The 16,577-nt window shown below is 45.5% G+C and carries 4 protein-coding genes; 2 read left to right on the plus strand and 2 right to left on the minus strand.

Going from position 1 to position 16,577, the window contains the following annotated elements; genetic code table 11:
* Positions 1 to 22: 22 nt before the first annotated feature.
* Entirely contained in the window at positions 23 to 3,247 is a 3,225-nt protein-coding gene (locus MusilaSJ_RS21500) for a SusC/RagA family TonB-linked outer membrane protein (protein WP_274986858.1), read from the minus strand.
* 194 nt (positions 3,248 to 3,441) lie between these two features.
* Between MusilaSJ_RS21500 and MusilaSJ_RS21505 the strand changes: the two genes are divergently transcribed.
* Both MusilaSJ_RS21505 and MusilaSJ_RS21510 read left to right on the plus strand, forming a co-directional pair.
* Entirely contained in the window at positions 3,442 to 7,431 is a 3,990-nt protein-coding gene (locus tag MusilaSJ_RS21505) for a hybrid sensor histidine kinase/response regulator transcription factor (protein WP_274986859.1), read from the plus strand.
* A 306-nt stretch (positions 7,432 to 7,737) separates the two neighbouring features.
* Positions 7,738 to 9,117: a right-handed parallel beta-helix repeat-containing protein gene (locus MusilaSJ_RS21510; protein WP_274986860.1), complete on the plus strand. Its 1,380-nt coding sequence runs from the start codon at positions 7,738 to 7,740 to the stop codon at positions 9,115 to 9,117.
* A 138-nt stretch (positions 9,118 to 9,255) separates the two neighbouring features.
* On the opposite strand, the gene MusilaSJ_RS21515 is transcribed toward MusilaSJ_RS21510, so the two are convergent.
* The gene (locus MusilaSJ_RS21515) at positions 9,256 to 16,425 is read right to left on the minus strand and encodes a cellulose binding domain-containing protein (protein WP_274986861.1); all 7,170 of its coding nucleotides are present in this window, start codon (positions 16,423 to 16,425) and stop codon (positions 9,256 to 9,258) included.
* Positions 16,426 to 16,577 lie beyond the last annotated feature (152 nt).

Genomic DNA, 16,577 nt, shown 5'->3' on the forward strand with positions numbered 1-16,577 from the left:
GCTTTTAAACTTTAGGAATTAATTAAAAGGTTAAATTAACGCCGAAGTTGAGTACCTTACTTTGCGGAAACTGTAAACCATTATCATCGGTAGTTTCCGGATCAACGCCATACTGTTTCAGGTTATCAAATGAAAACATGTTGTACGCGTTAACATAAAATCTCGCTCTCCTGATCTTCACTTTCTTAAGCATATCAGTCGGCAATGAATAGCCCAGCTCTAAAGTCCTGGCCCTTAAATACCTTACACTATGCAGCCAGAAAGTTGAGTTACGCTGGCCGTTCAGCTCGTAATCGCTATGCCCAAAGCCTGGGTTCACCCTGTTTGCAGGATATTTACCCGGTACCCACGGACTGTTTAAATCAAACATATCCTGGCGGTGCCACCTGTCTTCAAATATTGAGTTCAGGTTACCATTGTTCTGGAACGCCCAGCGGGTTTCATAATTCTGGAACCAGGTATAACCTGCACCGCCTGAAAAATCAGCATGGAAATCAAAGCCTTTATAAGCAGCACCAATTGTAAAGCCGAAGTTGATATTAGGCTGTGTACCATAACCGAAACCTATAGGGCGCTCGTCATACTGGTCAATTTTACCATCACCATTCTGATCTTTGTACATCAGGTCACCCGGCAACAAGGTACGGTTGCCTTTGCCATCGTTGTTGATAGTATAGTTGTTGATCTGCTCCTGCGATGTAAACTGACCGATAACCTGGTAACCCCAGTCGATATGCGAGTACCTGTTTTCGGTCGAGTTGCGGTATTGATCCCATGAGTTAAAGAATAGCGGGTTATAGCTTTGCAGGTTTTTTTGGCGGGTGTAGCCAAAGTTACCGCCTATATTATAGCTTGCTTTGCCAATTTTACCGTTATAGTTAAGCGAGATCTCAAAACCGCGTTGCGAATCGCTGCTCGCGTTTTCCTGCGGCAGAGAGTAACCTATTTCAATAGGCACCACAACATCATTTTTAGTACCTAACAAGCCGGTACGTTTACGATAGAAGTAATCGATAGTACCATTCAGCGAACTGTTAAACAAGCTGAAATCGGCAGCAACATCGGTAATTTTACTTTTTAGCCATGAAATACGGGTTACAGGGATCCCTTTGTCCCTTGAAGTGATAACCGCGTTGCCATCAAAAATATAAGTGCCCTGGTTGTAGTTGTAACCTGGCAAATAAGCATATGGGGCCACAATAGGATTAGCTGAATTTCCCGGATCACGGTCATCCCCTAACACACCATACGAACCACGGAATTTCAAATCATTCAGGATACTGTTTTCGCCTAATAGTTTTTTCATGAAGCCTTCCTGTGTGATGCGCCAGCCGGCAGATACGCCAGGGAAATAACCCACTCGTTTATCAGGAGCAAACAGGTATGATGCATCCCGCCTTGCTGATGCTTCTAAATAATAACGGTTATCATAGTTATAGTTTACACGACCGATATAACCTATACGGGTTTCGGTATTATCGCTATCCTGGTATTGATCGGCCGTTGGGAAGTAGATCAATGGCAGGTTATTTGAAATTGGCGAAGCATGGATCCAGTTACGTAAGTGTTTTAGCTCAATACGCTCAGAAACAAACGTAGCGCCAATGGTATGTTTACCAAAACTGTTGTTGTAATTAATTTGCCATTGGTAAGTTTTGGCAAACTCTTTACGTTGCTCACGTTCGCGCCATGGGTTGGTACTGCCGCCGGTTACATCATAGGTATCGGTAGCGGGCCTGTAGGTATACGCGTTATAGGTATACTCCTGGTTATTAAGCAAATAATCGGCAATATAGTATGAATATAGGCCTTTCACGTTTAAGCCTTTCACGCCCGGGATCTGATATTCGACACCGAAGTTGCTTTGAAGCACGCGCCAGTCACTGTGGTAAAGCCCCGAAAGCTTTTTGTTAAGGAAGGCATAGTTTGATTCGGTATGGCCGATATCATTAAGGTATGCCGGGTTATCGTTAGCATAAGGGCGTTCAAGCGGTGTATTCCTTAAAACGGCAAAACGGGCAAGGAAGTAATCGTCACCACCCGGTACACCAGGGTTTTCGCGGGTTTCGATACGGCCGTTAATGTCCAGGCTTACTTTTAAACCGTTGGCCACTTTAACCGAAACGTTCGACTGGATATTTGAGCGGTTAAATTTATACTCTTTACCCAACTGTGAGTTCTGGTAAAGGTTAGTCGCCGAAACATAATAATTAACCCTGTCGTTACCACCGGTAAAATTGGCATTCACCGAGTTTTGAGGAGCATTGTTATTGCTTTTTAAAACATAATCGCGCCAGTTAAAGCTTTGATAGCCTTTTTCAGTGCCTGCTTTGTATTTATCAAGTTCGGCCGGGGTAATGCTGGTTGAGCCATTGCTGTTTACCTCGGCATCAGCGCGGTAACGCATGTAATCATATGAATTGGTTAACACGTTAGGGAACCTGTACCAGTTTTGATAACCAGTGTAAGCATCAATATTGATACGGGCTTCGCCGGCGCCTTTTTTTGTAGTTACCACCACTACACCGTTAGCCGCACGCACACCGTAGATAGCTGCCGAAGCGTCTTTCAACACCGAGATACTCTCTACGTCGTTAGGGGCAAGGTTGTTGAATTGACCTTGGTCTTGCTGGATCCCGTCAATTACATATAAAGGCGTACCCATATTACGGATCTGGATACTGGCGCTGGCACCAGGCCTGCCTTCAGACATCCTGAACGTTACCCCCGGAATTTTACCGGCCAAACCTGTACTTACTGTCGAACCGGCATGTACACGGTCGAGGTCTTTACTGGTAACAGTTGAGATGGCACCTGTAATGGAGGCCTTTTTTTGCGTACCGTAACCGGTAACAACCACCTCCTGTAAAGCCGAGTTTGTTGCACGCAAACGCACTTTTACGGCTGTTTGGCCGTTTAATGGTAATTCGAGTGAAGTAAAACCGATGTAAGTAAAAACCAAAGTGCTGTTTGCACCTGGTACGTTAATGCTGAAATTGCCTTGTGCATCGGTTGTGGTGCCCCCCTGTGTACCCTGTACCCGTACGGCTACGCCGGTAAGTACCTGGCCGGTGGTGTCAACCACGTTGCCTGTTACCTTAATTTTATTTTGCGCGGATGCACTAAACGAAAAAAGGAAACCGGTCATGATGAAAAAAGCGATTAGCATTACTTTGGGGCTCCATTTACTGGGCGGCCACTGCACATGAGGGTTTCCCCCATGCCTGAGTAGTAAAAATTTTCTCATAAATGATCTATTAATTGGTTAAGTTTTGATTTTAAAAATGTACAATTGACATATCTAAAATCATGTTGTAAAGAAAAAGGATTTTGGCCCCGGCGCTTAACCAAATCATATCAATACTTAGTCAAAAAGTATCAATTTTCGGGAGAAGGGAAACGCTGCAACAGATTGGCTATATTTGCGTTAAGCTGATTATTTTGAAACCACTATACATATTTCTATTATTTTTTACAGTATCATGCGGTATTTGCAATGCCCAGACCTACTACTTCAAGCATTACCAGGTTGAGCATGGGTTATCGCATAATACCGTTTACTGCAGCATGCAGGACAGGCGCGGCTTTTTGTGGTTTGGTACTAAGGACGGCCTGAACCGTTTTGATGGTTATACCTTTAAAACGTTCAGACATAACCCTGCAAATAAGAGCACCATCTCCAACAACATGGTGCATACCCTGTGCCTTGATAAAGAAGGTACGCTTTGGATAGGTACCGACGAGGGCCTTGATAAGTATGATCCCCTGTCAGAAACATTTACACATATCAATACGGCAAATATTAACGGTGTGCGCAGTATCACTTTTGATGAACATGATAATTGCTGGTTTGTAGCCGGAGCTTCATTAATAAGATATAACACAAAAACCGGCGAAAGAACTGATTACTGGCCTTCGCAGCATTTTGAGGCTACGTCTGTAGTAATCATTAATGGTACAGTGTGGGCTTCTTCTTCAACCGGCGCAATGGAGAAATTTGACCGGGCAAGCCGCACTTTTACCGCTTACAACGTGTTTAAGCCAACTGATAAAGTTACCTCAAAGTTTATTGAGAAGATTTATTATGCCGGTAACAACAAAATATTTGTAGGTACCAATAGTCATGGTTTTAAGGAATTTAATGCTGAAACCTATACCTACAAGGACCTGCTTAACTACAACCCGGATAAAACGGCTGTTTACGTGCGCGATTTTTTAAAATACAGCGACACTGAATACTGGATAGCCACTGAATCGGGCGTGTTTATTTATGATTCGGTAAAAGGGACATTCCTTAATCTCAGAAAGCATTTCAATGATCCTTATTCCATATCGGATAACGCCGTTTATTGCCTTTACAAGGATTCGGAAGGCGGGGTTTGGGCAGGCACTTACTTTGGCGGCCTCAACTATTACCCTAAACAATATTCAACCTTTAATAAATTTTACCCTGATCCCGAGCCAAATTCCCTTAAAGGAAACGTGGTGCGTGAAATTACCAAAGACATATACGGCAACCTGTGGATGGGGACCGAAGATAACGGATTAAACAAATTAGCGCCTGATAATACCTGGACCCATTATACCCCCGGCGGGAGTGCCAGCATCTCCAATACCAACATCCACGGTATATTAGCCTTAGGCAATGAACTGTTTGTAGGTACTTTTGAACGGGGACTGGATATCATGAACATTAAAACCGGCAAGGTTGAACGCGTTTACCTGGCCGGTAACCGAAATAATGATCTCAAAAGCAACTTTATAATTTGCTTTTGCAAAACCCGCAGCGGGCTTATTTTTGTTGGTACTACCCGCGGCATTTACAGGTATAATTTGGCACGTAAAGATTTTACCCTGATAGATAAATTACCCCCATATGATTTCATTTACGCCATAACCGAAGACCATAAAGGCAAGATATGGGTTGGCACGGTACGGGATGGTATTTACTGTTACAATCCGGCAAACAATACAAGTACTAAGCTAAACTATCGTTACCCCGTTAAAAATGTGCTTAACACCACCACGGTTAACGGCGTTTTTGAGGATAGTAACCACAAATTATGGTTTGCTACCGAGGGTTTGGGTTTATGGAGATACGATCCCGAAACCGATAGTTATAAGTTTTATGACACCGGTAACGGCTTTCCGAGCAATTACATTTTCAGGCTGGAAGAAGACAGCCATAAAAATCTATGGATCAGCACTACCCGGGGGCTGGTTTGCTTTAATGATAATACCGGAAGCATCAAAATTTACACAAAAGCCAATGGCTTGTTAAGTGATCAGTTTAACTACAACTCGTCTTTTAAAGATGCCGACGGCACCATGTACTTTGGTTGTGTACGTGGTATGGTTAGCTTTAACCCTGCCAGTTTTAAGCAAAATTACTTTGTAGCCCCGGTTTATATAACCGGTTTCCAGGTGCACAATAAAGAGATCTCTGTTAACGGTCCCGATTCATTATTAAAACAGTCTATTATCACCACAAAAAAAATCAACCTTAATTATAACCAATCTTCATTCAGCATTGATTTCGCGGCGCTGAGCTTTCCATCGCCCGAAATGACCCAATATAAATACACGATGAAAGGTTTGGATAAAGGCTGGACCGAACTTAAACGCAACCGAAAAGTTTACTTTACGCAATTGCAGCCCGGTCATTATACCTTTGTAGTAAAAGCGGCAAACAATAACGGCACCTGGACCCAAAAAGAAACAAGTATTGAAATTGATATAGCGCCCCCTTTTTGGGAAAGCGTTTGGGCATACATTGCTTACTGCCTGTTGTTTTTACTAACAGGTTACTACCTGCTCAGAAGCTATCACCGTAAAACCCGCGAGAAAAACAAACGTATTATCGAAACCCTTGAAAATGACAAGGAGAAACAGATCTATAATGCCAAGATCGAGTTTTTCACTAATGTGGCCCACGAAATCCGTACACCTTTAACGCTTATTAAAGGGCCAATGGAAAAAGTGATCAGGCGGGCGGAGCATGTTCCGGATATTCAAAACAACCTGAAGATCATGGAAAAGAATACCAACCGGCTGCTCGATCTTACCAACCAACTGCTTGACTTCAGAAAAACCGAAACCAATGGCTTTAGCCTCAGCTTTGTTAAAACCGATATTATGGATCTGCTTGCCGATACCTTTTTGCGGTTTAAGCCCATGGCCGAACAAAAGAACCTCAGCTATACCTTTATACATCCGGTTAAAACCGTTTATGCTTATGTTGATATTGAGGCATTCACCAAAATTATAAGTAACCTCATTAACAACGCTATTAAATACAGTACATCGGTTGTAGAGATCGAACTGCTCGATCATGCGGAAAACGACCCCACCTTTACCATCGAAATAAGAAACAGCGGGCACCTGATCCCTTACGAAATGCGCGAAAAGATCTTTGAGCCTTTCTTCAGGATGAAAGGGTCGGAAAAGCAAATTGGCACCGGGATAGGGCTTTCGTTATCGCGCTCGTTAGCCGAGTTGCACAAGGGCTTATTGGTGTTGAATAAATCTATTAACGATTTTAATATATTTAACCTTACTTTGCCTGTTCACCAGGAAAAAGAATTCGACCTGCATATTACCCCCGATGAATATGAGCAGGCAGACCTAAGTAACAGAGAGGAGAATATTGACTTTATGAAACCAGTTATACTTTTAGTAGATGATAACCCGGAAATACTTGATTTTATTTCGGATGATCTGAGCGACAAATATTCGGTTATTAAAGCCCTTAACGGACAGGAAGCGCTGGATATGATAGGCATAGAGAACATCCAGCTTATTATAAGCGACGTAATGATGCCGGGAATAGATGGATTTGAACTATGCAAAACCATTAAAACCAATTTCGATTACAGCCATATCCCTATTATATTACTAACTGCAAAAAATACCCTGCAAAGTAAAATTGAAGGCCTGGAAGTTGGTGCCGATGCCTATATCGAAAAACCGTTTTCGCCCGAACATTTGCAGGTGCAGATAGCTAACCTGCTTATCAACCGCAATAAGATCAGAGAGCATTTTGCAAGTTCGCCGCTGGCCCATATCAAGTCGATGGCTTACTCCAAACCTGATGAAAGCTTTTTGGATAAATTAAACGGTGTTATCTACAAAAACATCCAAAACGCCGAGCTTGATGTGGAGCAGATAGCCAATCTCATGAATATGAGTAAGCCAACGCTGTACCGCAAAGTTAAAGCTATATCCAACCTTACTATTAACGAGCTTATCAATATCACCCGCCTCAAAGCCGCCGCGCAATTATTGGAAGAAGGTGATTATAAGATCTACGAAGTAGCCAACATGGTAGGTTACAGTTCTCAATCACACCTGGGCCGTAATTTCCTGAAACAATTCGGTACTACGCCAACTGAATACCAGCAGGCTAAGCGCAATAAAGTAAAACAGGTTTAATCTTACCGGGATGGACTATCAGGCTAAGTCAGCGGCAATGATCTTTATATAATAATACGGGCGTCCGGGAGGGTAATTCCACTCAGTTATAAGCTGCAAGCCTTTTGCATCGGCGATGGCCCCATGCAAGGCATATGCTGTTAAAGCAACCCTCTTTTTTACAATTCTTGTTTATTATCGGAGTCCCTGAATGCCGCAAGCGGGCGATTTAATTGTGCGGGCAACAATATTTGAAAAAATAACGTAGAACTGCCGGTTCCGCACAACAGGGAATGGTTGATTATCAAAACTCTTTCAGATTAATAAATGGGAAATAACAATTACTTACTAAGCATGATAGCTGGTATGCTGGTAATATCATGCTTGGCGTGTTCAAAAAGTATAAACAAAATTGAAACACCGGCAAGTTCAATTCCGGAGCAGGATGGGAAACTGCAAAGTTTGAAAACAAGGCCGGTAACTACCTATACTTACACCGTTAAAACTACCGAGTGGATGGTTGACGGAACAAATATCCCCGCGGGGGCTATAATATATATCCCCGCCGGTGAACGTGGGGCCTTGCTGCTTAAAAACTTTAAAGGTACAGCCGCCGCTCCAATTTTAATTGTCAACCAGGGTGGAAGGGTGTCATTCACTGCTGAAACTACCGCCTCTTATGCATTTAAGACACAAAACTGCCAGTATTTCAAGGTAATGGGAAATGGAGTTTCCTCGATTAAGTACGGGTTTGATATAAACGGCGGCAACATCGGCATGACGATGGACTATCTGAGCTCGGACTTTGAGATCGCGAATGTTGAGGTCCGTAACAGCGGGTTTGCAGGGATCATGGCAAAAACCGATCCGTCATGCGACGCTGCAACCTGGCGGGGCAATTTTACGATGAGTAATGTAATAATTCATGATAATTACGTTCACAAAACAGGAGGGGAAGGCCTTTATATAGGAAATTCTTTTTATCAGAATGGCGTTTCAACTTCCTGCGGTACGGTTTTACCTCACGATATCGTGAATGCCAGGATCTACAAAAACCTTGTTGACTCTACCGGTGCCGAAGGGATCCAGGTTGGCAGTGCTACGTCGGGATGTATGATCTATAATAACACCGTTAAAAATCCGGGGATAAGTCCGTTTGCTTCCTATCAAAATAATGGTATACAAATAGGGGAAGGTACCGGTGGCCAATGCTATAACAACCTGGTTAAGAATGCGCCCGGCAATGGTATCATTGTTCTTGGTCTTGGCGATAACCAGGTATTCAATAATTATATTATTGACTCGAAAGCTTACGGTATTTTTGCTGATTCACGGTATACGCCAGGCCCGAATTTTCAGTTTATCAATAATACCATTGTAGGCTCCGTTTTAGGCGGTATAAAGTTAAACTCCGAAACTATCCCCATGAATACCGTTATTAATAATGCTATCATACAATCGGCATCAGTACAGCCGATAATTGTAAAAAGCACCAGCGTTAAACTTACCGAATCAAATAATTATGTAAATACAGATGTAAGCGTTTGCGGGTTTGTAAATTATGCCGGAGATGATTTCCATTTACAACCGTCATCGCCGCTTATCGATCAGGGGGCAAACGTTTTGTCATACAGCATAAAATTTGATTATTATGATGCTGTACGCCCATCGGGTACTGCTTTTGATATTGGGGCTACTGAGTATTAATATTCAATCCGTCAAGCGTTTTCTCTGTCTGGAGTAAAGGGAATTCCTGTAAACGTAAAAGGGACGGCAGCACTGCCATCCCTTTTCACGTTTTAAAGTTTTAGCCTTAAGCTATGTGCATTAGGCTTTTAGCTAAAATCATGGGCTTACTATCATGCGCAATGGTGCCAGATTGTTGATCTGAACAAAGTAAACACCGGTCATGTATGACCGGGTTAACTGAACCCCAAGGTTACCGCCAAAACCACGATACCTGCCGCTTTGCATAACCTTGCCAAAATTATCCCGGATAACCAGGTTGATCTCTTTCTGCTCCAGGTCGGGCGTTAGTTTAATGTTGAAGCTGCGTGCAGCCACCGGGTTTGGGTAGATCACATTGTTTTGAACAGTACCGATAGGTGCGCTGTTATCCTGTACAATACCGGTTTTTTGACCTATGGTTGAAGCCAGCGAATTGCTGCTGAGCAATGTAGGTTCCGTTCCATAAATCAGCTGATCTTTATAATAAACGGTGATATGGCTGTTAAGCGCCATAGCAGCTTTAGCAGCAAACGAATAATCATTGGCCTCGTTAAATGCCGACCAGTCTGTTTTATTAACCTGGTATTGAATGTTACCGGTATTACTTAGGGGGTAAAATGAACCTGCCGATGGATCGATGGTTAATTCAAGATAGGTGTCTGCCCCGGTTAAAGGGGGGCTTAAAGTAACAAACCGGTTGTTGATTTTGCTGTTGCCCAGTTTGGCGTAGCTTACCGAGAAATTCAATCCTGCTGTGCCTTCGCGGCTAAACCAGTAACGAACGGAAAGATCGCTGTAATTGACAGGCACGTTTCCGGTATTGTTAAGCGCCAGGTAGGTACTGATCGTATTTCCGGAAGTGCTTTGATTTTGGTTTTGATAAGATACAGTAAAAGCCGTGGTAGCTGTAGCTGCGGCAGGCTCGGTACCGTAAATCAACTGCCCGTTGCGGTAAAGGGTGATATGACTGTTTGCAGCATAGCTCCCGGTGTATGGCAGGTATGAATAATCATCGGCCTCCGAAAAGTTTGACCAGTCCTGGTTGGCAAACCTCGATTGAATAGCCCCTGAATTACCGCCTGCGCTGAGTTGGCCGTTATTCAGGAAACCATATTCTATATAACCCAGGGCGCCTGTGCGCGGGTTGGGTAATTGAACGTATTTCATGGTAACGTTACTGTTCCCCATTTGGGCGTAATCAATCCATGAATTGATCCCGGCATAATTTTCCGCGGTAAACCAATACCTCATGGTCAGCTCGTTTAAATTAATGGCGACAGAATCCTGGTTAACAATTTTCAGAAATGGCTTAATGAGATTGTTTACGGGCTGGTTGTTGTCTCCGTCGGAGGATTGTACCTGGACATTGTATGGCAATACGGTGAAGGTTTTGCTTGACGCTGTCGTGTCAAAACGAGTGTTGCCACCTTGCTGCGCTGTAATAGCGCTGCTGCCTGCACCTACAATATGCAGCTTGTTATTGATGACCGTAGCTACGTTTAAGTTTGAGCTGGTGTAAACAACCGGAAGCCCGGAAGTAGCTGTCGCACTTAGGCTGACATCTGCATCGCCAGGCCTGCTTAAAGGTAACGCGGCAAAACTGATGCTTTGGCTCAGTTTGTTAATGGTAAGCGTTTGTGTAACCGGCGAGGCTGGAAGGTAACTGGCATTCCCACCCTGCGAGGCGGTGATCACGGCCGTACCCGCACCGGTGATGTGCAGTTTTCCACCAACTACCTGAACTACCGTACTGTCCGAACTGCTATAGCTTACCGCAAGGCCAGAACTGGCTACAGCACCGGCCATAAAATCGCTGTCGGCAACTGTCTTCGTTGGTATTGCATTAAACGTGATGCTTTGTGCTTTTTTACCGATGGTGATGCTTTGATTGATTGGGGTAGCTGCTTTGAAGCTGGTGTTGCCAGGCTGGGAAGCTGTGATTGTTGCGGTGCCTGCTGTTTTGATGTGGATGGCGCCATTAATTACACTGGCAACAGTAGTATCTGAACTGCTGTAGGAAACCGCCAAACCTGATGAAGCTGTTGCCGGGGGCACAAAATCCGCGTCGCCAAATGTTTTTCCATCGATGGAGGCGAAGGTTATTGTTTGATCGCCCAACACATCGGCAGCAATTTCGGTGCTGCTTAATGCCCTGCCATAGATCTTGAAATTATCAATGGAGCCTTTGAACATCGGATCGGCAAACTGCGATTTGCCCAGGTAATTTTGTGTGGTGCTCCCGAGTGCCGATGGCTTGATGGTAATATTTGTTGAAGAGGCGACTGATGTACCATTTACATACAGTGTAGTGGTATTGCCTGCCCGTGTTACCGCCAGGTAGGTCCAGGTATTTAGTGGGAAGGTGTAATTGTAATTGATATTCTGTTCTGCAGCCGAGCCATTTTTAGTAGCGTAACGAATGGTTGACTGCCCGTTGGTAACACCGGCCTGTACAGTAAGGAACATGTATTGGGTGGTGCTTGAGCCAAAGTCAAAAACACGCATCCAGGTACTTATGGCGTCCATCCGCACCCAGGCAGATATGGTAAAATCGTTCAGGGTACTGAAAATACCGGCAGGCAATGTTGCATAAGCGCTCGCCGAACCATCAAGCAGCAAAGATTTTCCAAATTTACCCGCAGCACGACTTGCTGTTGCCGCGAGTGCAGCATGATTGGCACCCCAGGCATCAATGCCTTTGCTGCCGCTTACCTCATCAAATTGATAAAAGTCGCGTTGCCCGGCATTGGGTTTAGCAACCACTTCTGTGCTTTTGGTACCTTCGCCGGTACTGTCTGCAGGGGCTATCACATAAAAATAAGTTGTGCCATTGCTCACATTGCTGTCGGTGAAGATAAGGTTACTTACTGAGCCAAGTGTGTTATATGGCCCGCCGGAAGTTGTTGAACGTTTAACGTTATAACTGTACCCCGGAAGTGATTGCCATTCAAGGATGTTTTTGGCATCGCCCGCGGCAACTGTCAAAGAGTTTACAGCACTGCTAAGTACCGTAAGCACCAATGCTGAAGTACCTGTTGTACTGCCGTTGCCTGCCGACAGGCTTACATTAAAGGTGCCTGATTCCGTTGGTGTTCCTGAAATTTTGCCTGATAAAGAATCAATTTGTAACCCGGCCGGCAATCCGCTGGCCGAAAAATGGTTGGGCGACTTAATTCCTGTTACCGTATAAGTCATAGGTTTTCCTATCAGCGCAGTATCCGTTGGCGCGCTGGTGATAATTACCGGTAATGGCCGGTCGTCCAGCAGCACAGCGTCATTGCCCGTACCGCCTTTATAGCTGATGCGCAGTGTAAAACTACCAACGGTTACCGGAGCAAGTTCGGGCAAGCCTTTAAATGTACCGGATATTGCCGCGCTTCCGGTGTTATCAATGATAGTGAACGAACTTCCCTGGGCCAGGCTTGTCGAGTCGATAGCTATGACCTGCAGTTTAGGTTGATTCACTAAATTAACAACGGCTGTACTTATCTTATCACTGGTGGCCGAACTGGTGCTTAACTCTGCTTTATAGGTAGCATCGGCATTCATGGTGAGGGTGCCCACTTTTATGGTGCCGATGGCCTGGTTACCGGGTGCCAGTACCGCTCCTGTACCTGAGCCTGTACCAATAGTAACCGATGATGTGCTTTTGCCGCTGCCGCCAAACGTGCCGGCCACTGCAACCACCGGACTGGTGAATGTGCCGCTGTTAGGATCGTTATTGAGCAAATAAGTGCCGTTTTTTATCGTCGTTGTACCTGAATAAGCCTGGTTGCCGCTAAATATTAAAACCGCTGTGCCAACCTTTTCTACGTTCATGGTTCCGGTCATCGTGCCACCATAGTTGGTTGTTATATTCAGCGCCCCAATGCTTATGGTTGGGCTGCCGCCTCCATCTGTTCGGATAGCGCCCCTGCCACTCAATGAGCCAAAGCTGATAGTACCTGTCGGGAACATGATGCCCTGGCAATCGTTACCGTTGGCGTCGAGGTTCCATGATGCATTCGCGCTGCCTGATTGCGGCACTTCAAAGCGGGTACGTGAGTTGCCGCTGCGTAGCTTGGATACAAAGTATCCGGTAAAGCTGCTGTTATCAGCAAACAGGTGGAGCCCCGCATATACGTTACCATCCTGAATGATTGTTCCGCTTCCGGTAAGCCGCCCGTAAAGGTTCAATGCGTTGCTGGTTTGGTAAAAATAACTGGTTTTTCCGGCAGCGATTTCAATATCGTTGTACAAGGTAGCATCGCCGTTGGCCGAAAAAAGCGCGCCGCCGTTCATCGTAATTTTTCCGGTACCAAGCGGACCTGAAGTGGGGGCGGATGGTGCTCCGGTGCTTGTTCCTGATATCTCCATCCCATAAACCGGCGGCCAGCTTTGCCCGTTTCCGTTGAGTATAGTACCACCGGAGTAGGTATTATTGCCTCCTGCGTACAGGAACCCGATACCGTTCTTGAGCAGGCTGCCTGTGCCTGTTATTTGCCCGGTTAATGCTACAGTGCCGCTCACATTGGGGGTGTTTACATTGAGTAATGTATCGAGGGTTACAGGCATCTTCAGGGTTTGATACCCAGAGCTGTTATTAACCAGGTCATTTCGCAAATGAATTGCTGCGCCGTCAATCGTATAGTTGCTGGCGTTTGCATTAAACTGGATCCTCGAGGCTACGAGGTTTGGAATATCGTTGGTCAGTACGGTATCTGCACTATTTTGAAAAGTAATAATGGCTGGATTAACCGGTGTCGCGTTTTCCTGCCAGTTCCGGGCCAGGGTAAGCGAGTCGGACTCGGGCTGCTGGCTCCATGTTGAAGAACTTGAACCGGGTACGCCAAATGTTTCGGCCGAATTGGAGCTTTCTTTGGTTTGGCCAACAGATGAAACAACATAATAGTATGGGCTTCCGTTGCTTACATTCAGATCCGCATACGTTGTAGTTGAAACATTGGCTACAGTAGTATAAGGGCCGCCGCTTATGGTAGCGCGTTTTACATTATAAGTAGCTGCTCCCAAAGCGCCGTTCCAACTCAAGTCAACCTCGTTATTTTTATTAACAGCTGCAGGCTGCGTCGGGGCAGCCGGCGGTACGGACGAAAAAATAACATTTGAGTTTCCGCTTTCCAATGTTCCGGCAAGCGCGGTCACTACATAATAATTGTTTACTTCAGGTACCGGGCTGGCATCAATATATGATGTGTTGGTTATACCTGATTGTATTGTGGTAAACGGCCCGGTGGATGACGACGACCGTTTTACCGAATAGCTGGTAGCATTGGCTGAAGCTACCCAGGTAATATTAATTTGTGTAGAATTAACAACAGCTGCTGTAGCCGAAGCCGGCGCTGCCGGCGCCTGGTTATTGACCACATTCAGCATAAGGGTTGCCGTACCGGTGCCGCTGGCATTAGTGGCGGCTATCGTAATTTCACTTTGCCCTAACGCGGTAGGTGTGCCCGAGATGATACCGGTAGCCGCATCAATGCTAAGCCCTGCCGGCAGGCCGCTGGCACTATAAGAAGATGGATTAGCACTGGCTATGATGTTATAACTGAAAGGCGCACCATTGGTAGCTGTAGCTGTGGTAGCACTGCTAATCTCCGGAGATCCGGCAGGTGCGGATTGACTATAAGCCACATTACTGAACGTGGCCGTATTTAGCGCCGAGTTATTACTGGAAAGGGTATAAAATCCGGCATACAAATCAGTGGGGAAACCTGTTGCAGAATACCAGCAACCAAGATTGGTCCAACTGATGCCATCCTGCGAATGGTATGTAAATATGCGGGTGCCGACGCGCTCAATTTTTAACCACCAGGGCGCTTTGGGTTGGTAGTGGTTTCCGGCACCGCCTGTCGCTTTAAGGAAAATATCATAAAAAGCCGAACCAGGGGCCAGCGATTGGCGTAACATGACCCCGCAACCACCGGTATTTAACGACATATTCTCAACTTTTACTACCAGTCCGGCATCGCTGCTAATTTTCTTAAAATTAAAGCTGAAAGCATTACTGGTGGAAGTTCCGGCGCCTTGAAGTGTCCAAATCCCGTTATTGTAGGCGGCGCTGCCCGCTAATCCGGTATTACCGATGTCAATATTGGTAAGGTTGCTCACCGGCTGCACATGATCAGCAGGATAATATACCTGGGGCAACTTAACCGCGGTAGATGTATCTGATGATTTCAGGTATAAGAAATTGCCGCCGGCCGGAGAATAATTGGTGGAGCCAGGCTGCATTAACGCAGCCCTCATTCTGTCGGTATTAGGGGTAGGGATACCCTTGCGTACAGCATAAGCGCTGTAAATAATATTAGTCATATCGCCGGTCCTTGCCCCGGGTTGAATTCCCCAGTTGGTCCAAAAGCTTGCATAGCCTCCCAACGGGATAAAGGTCATTGTTGCTCCGTCAAAAGCGTATTTATGATACAGCTCACCGATAGCCAATACCCGGTTATCCAGCTCGGCGAACATATCTGCACCCTGTTTGTAGGCAACTTCCGCGCCCCAGGCCAATGCTGCTGCCTGCACACGCCAATGGTCGTCGCGGCCCGAATCTCCTACTTCACCACCGGGCAACGAATTGCGCATACCTCCGCCGGCATCCATCCGGTACACTTCCACCGCCTGGTTAAACCGGGTGACATCATCACAAAAAACTGATGCGGCAAGCGCTATTTTTAACTGAAGAGCCCCTTTATTCGCATCGCGCAAGGGGCTGGGTACCCAGGAAGTTGGAAACAAAACATTGGCAAAATAACTTTTTACATGCTGTGTATTGGCTGCGGTCCAACCAGGAAAAGTAGATCGAAGGATTTCGGCACCTACGCCCCAATACTGTGCATAGTCGCCAATATCCAGCATAGATTCTCCGCCACCCCAGGTAGTATTGGTTACCGCCCAGGCATCAAGCAGGTTAGTAGCTTTGCGGGCATACGTAGAATCGCCTGTAAACCACCACATCCAGGCCAGGTTATGAACAGCCTGCATGTCGTCAATCCAGGCGCTGTTGTTTAGGTTGGGTGCCCTTGTAACTGTTGCAAAGGGCCCTTTTTGCCCATAACCCAATTGTGAATGCGAGTCGTTTTTAAATGCATTATAACCGGATAGCCATGGTTCGCGGCTAATGTTGGCTTTCAACTGATCTAAATCGGCCCGGTTAAAGGCCACACCAGGGTGGACAAACGTTTGGGCGCGGACGCTCATCGTCGCAAACACCGACAGTGAGAATAGCAGCAGCCTTATCCGCCGGTACGTACCTGTCAAATAATTACAAAGCGTAAAAAGTTTTTTCATGGTTTAATTGTTTAGGTAAACATATTTACTGCCGTTCCGGTATGTTTGGAAGTCGTGTAAGGACGTGGAACAAAACAGTTTTATAATCGGACACACCAAAGACAATGACTGCTGTAAATTATACTCACAGCAACGTGGTGTTTTTTGAAATT

Origin of the sequence: Mucilaginibacter sp. SJ (genome assembly GCF_028993635.1) — a bacterium.
GTDB lineage: Bacteria > Bacteroidota > Bacteroidia > Sphingobacteriales > Sphingobacteriaceae > Mucilaginibacter.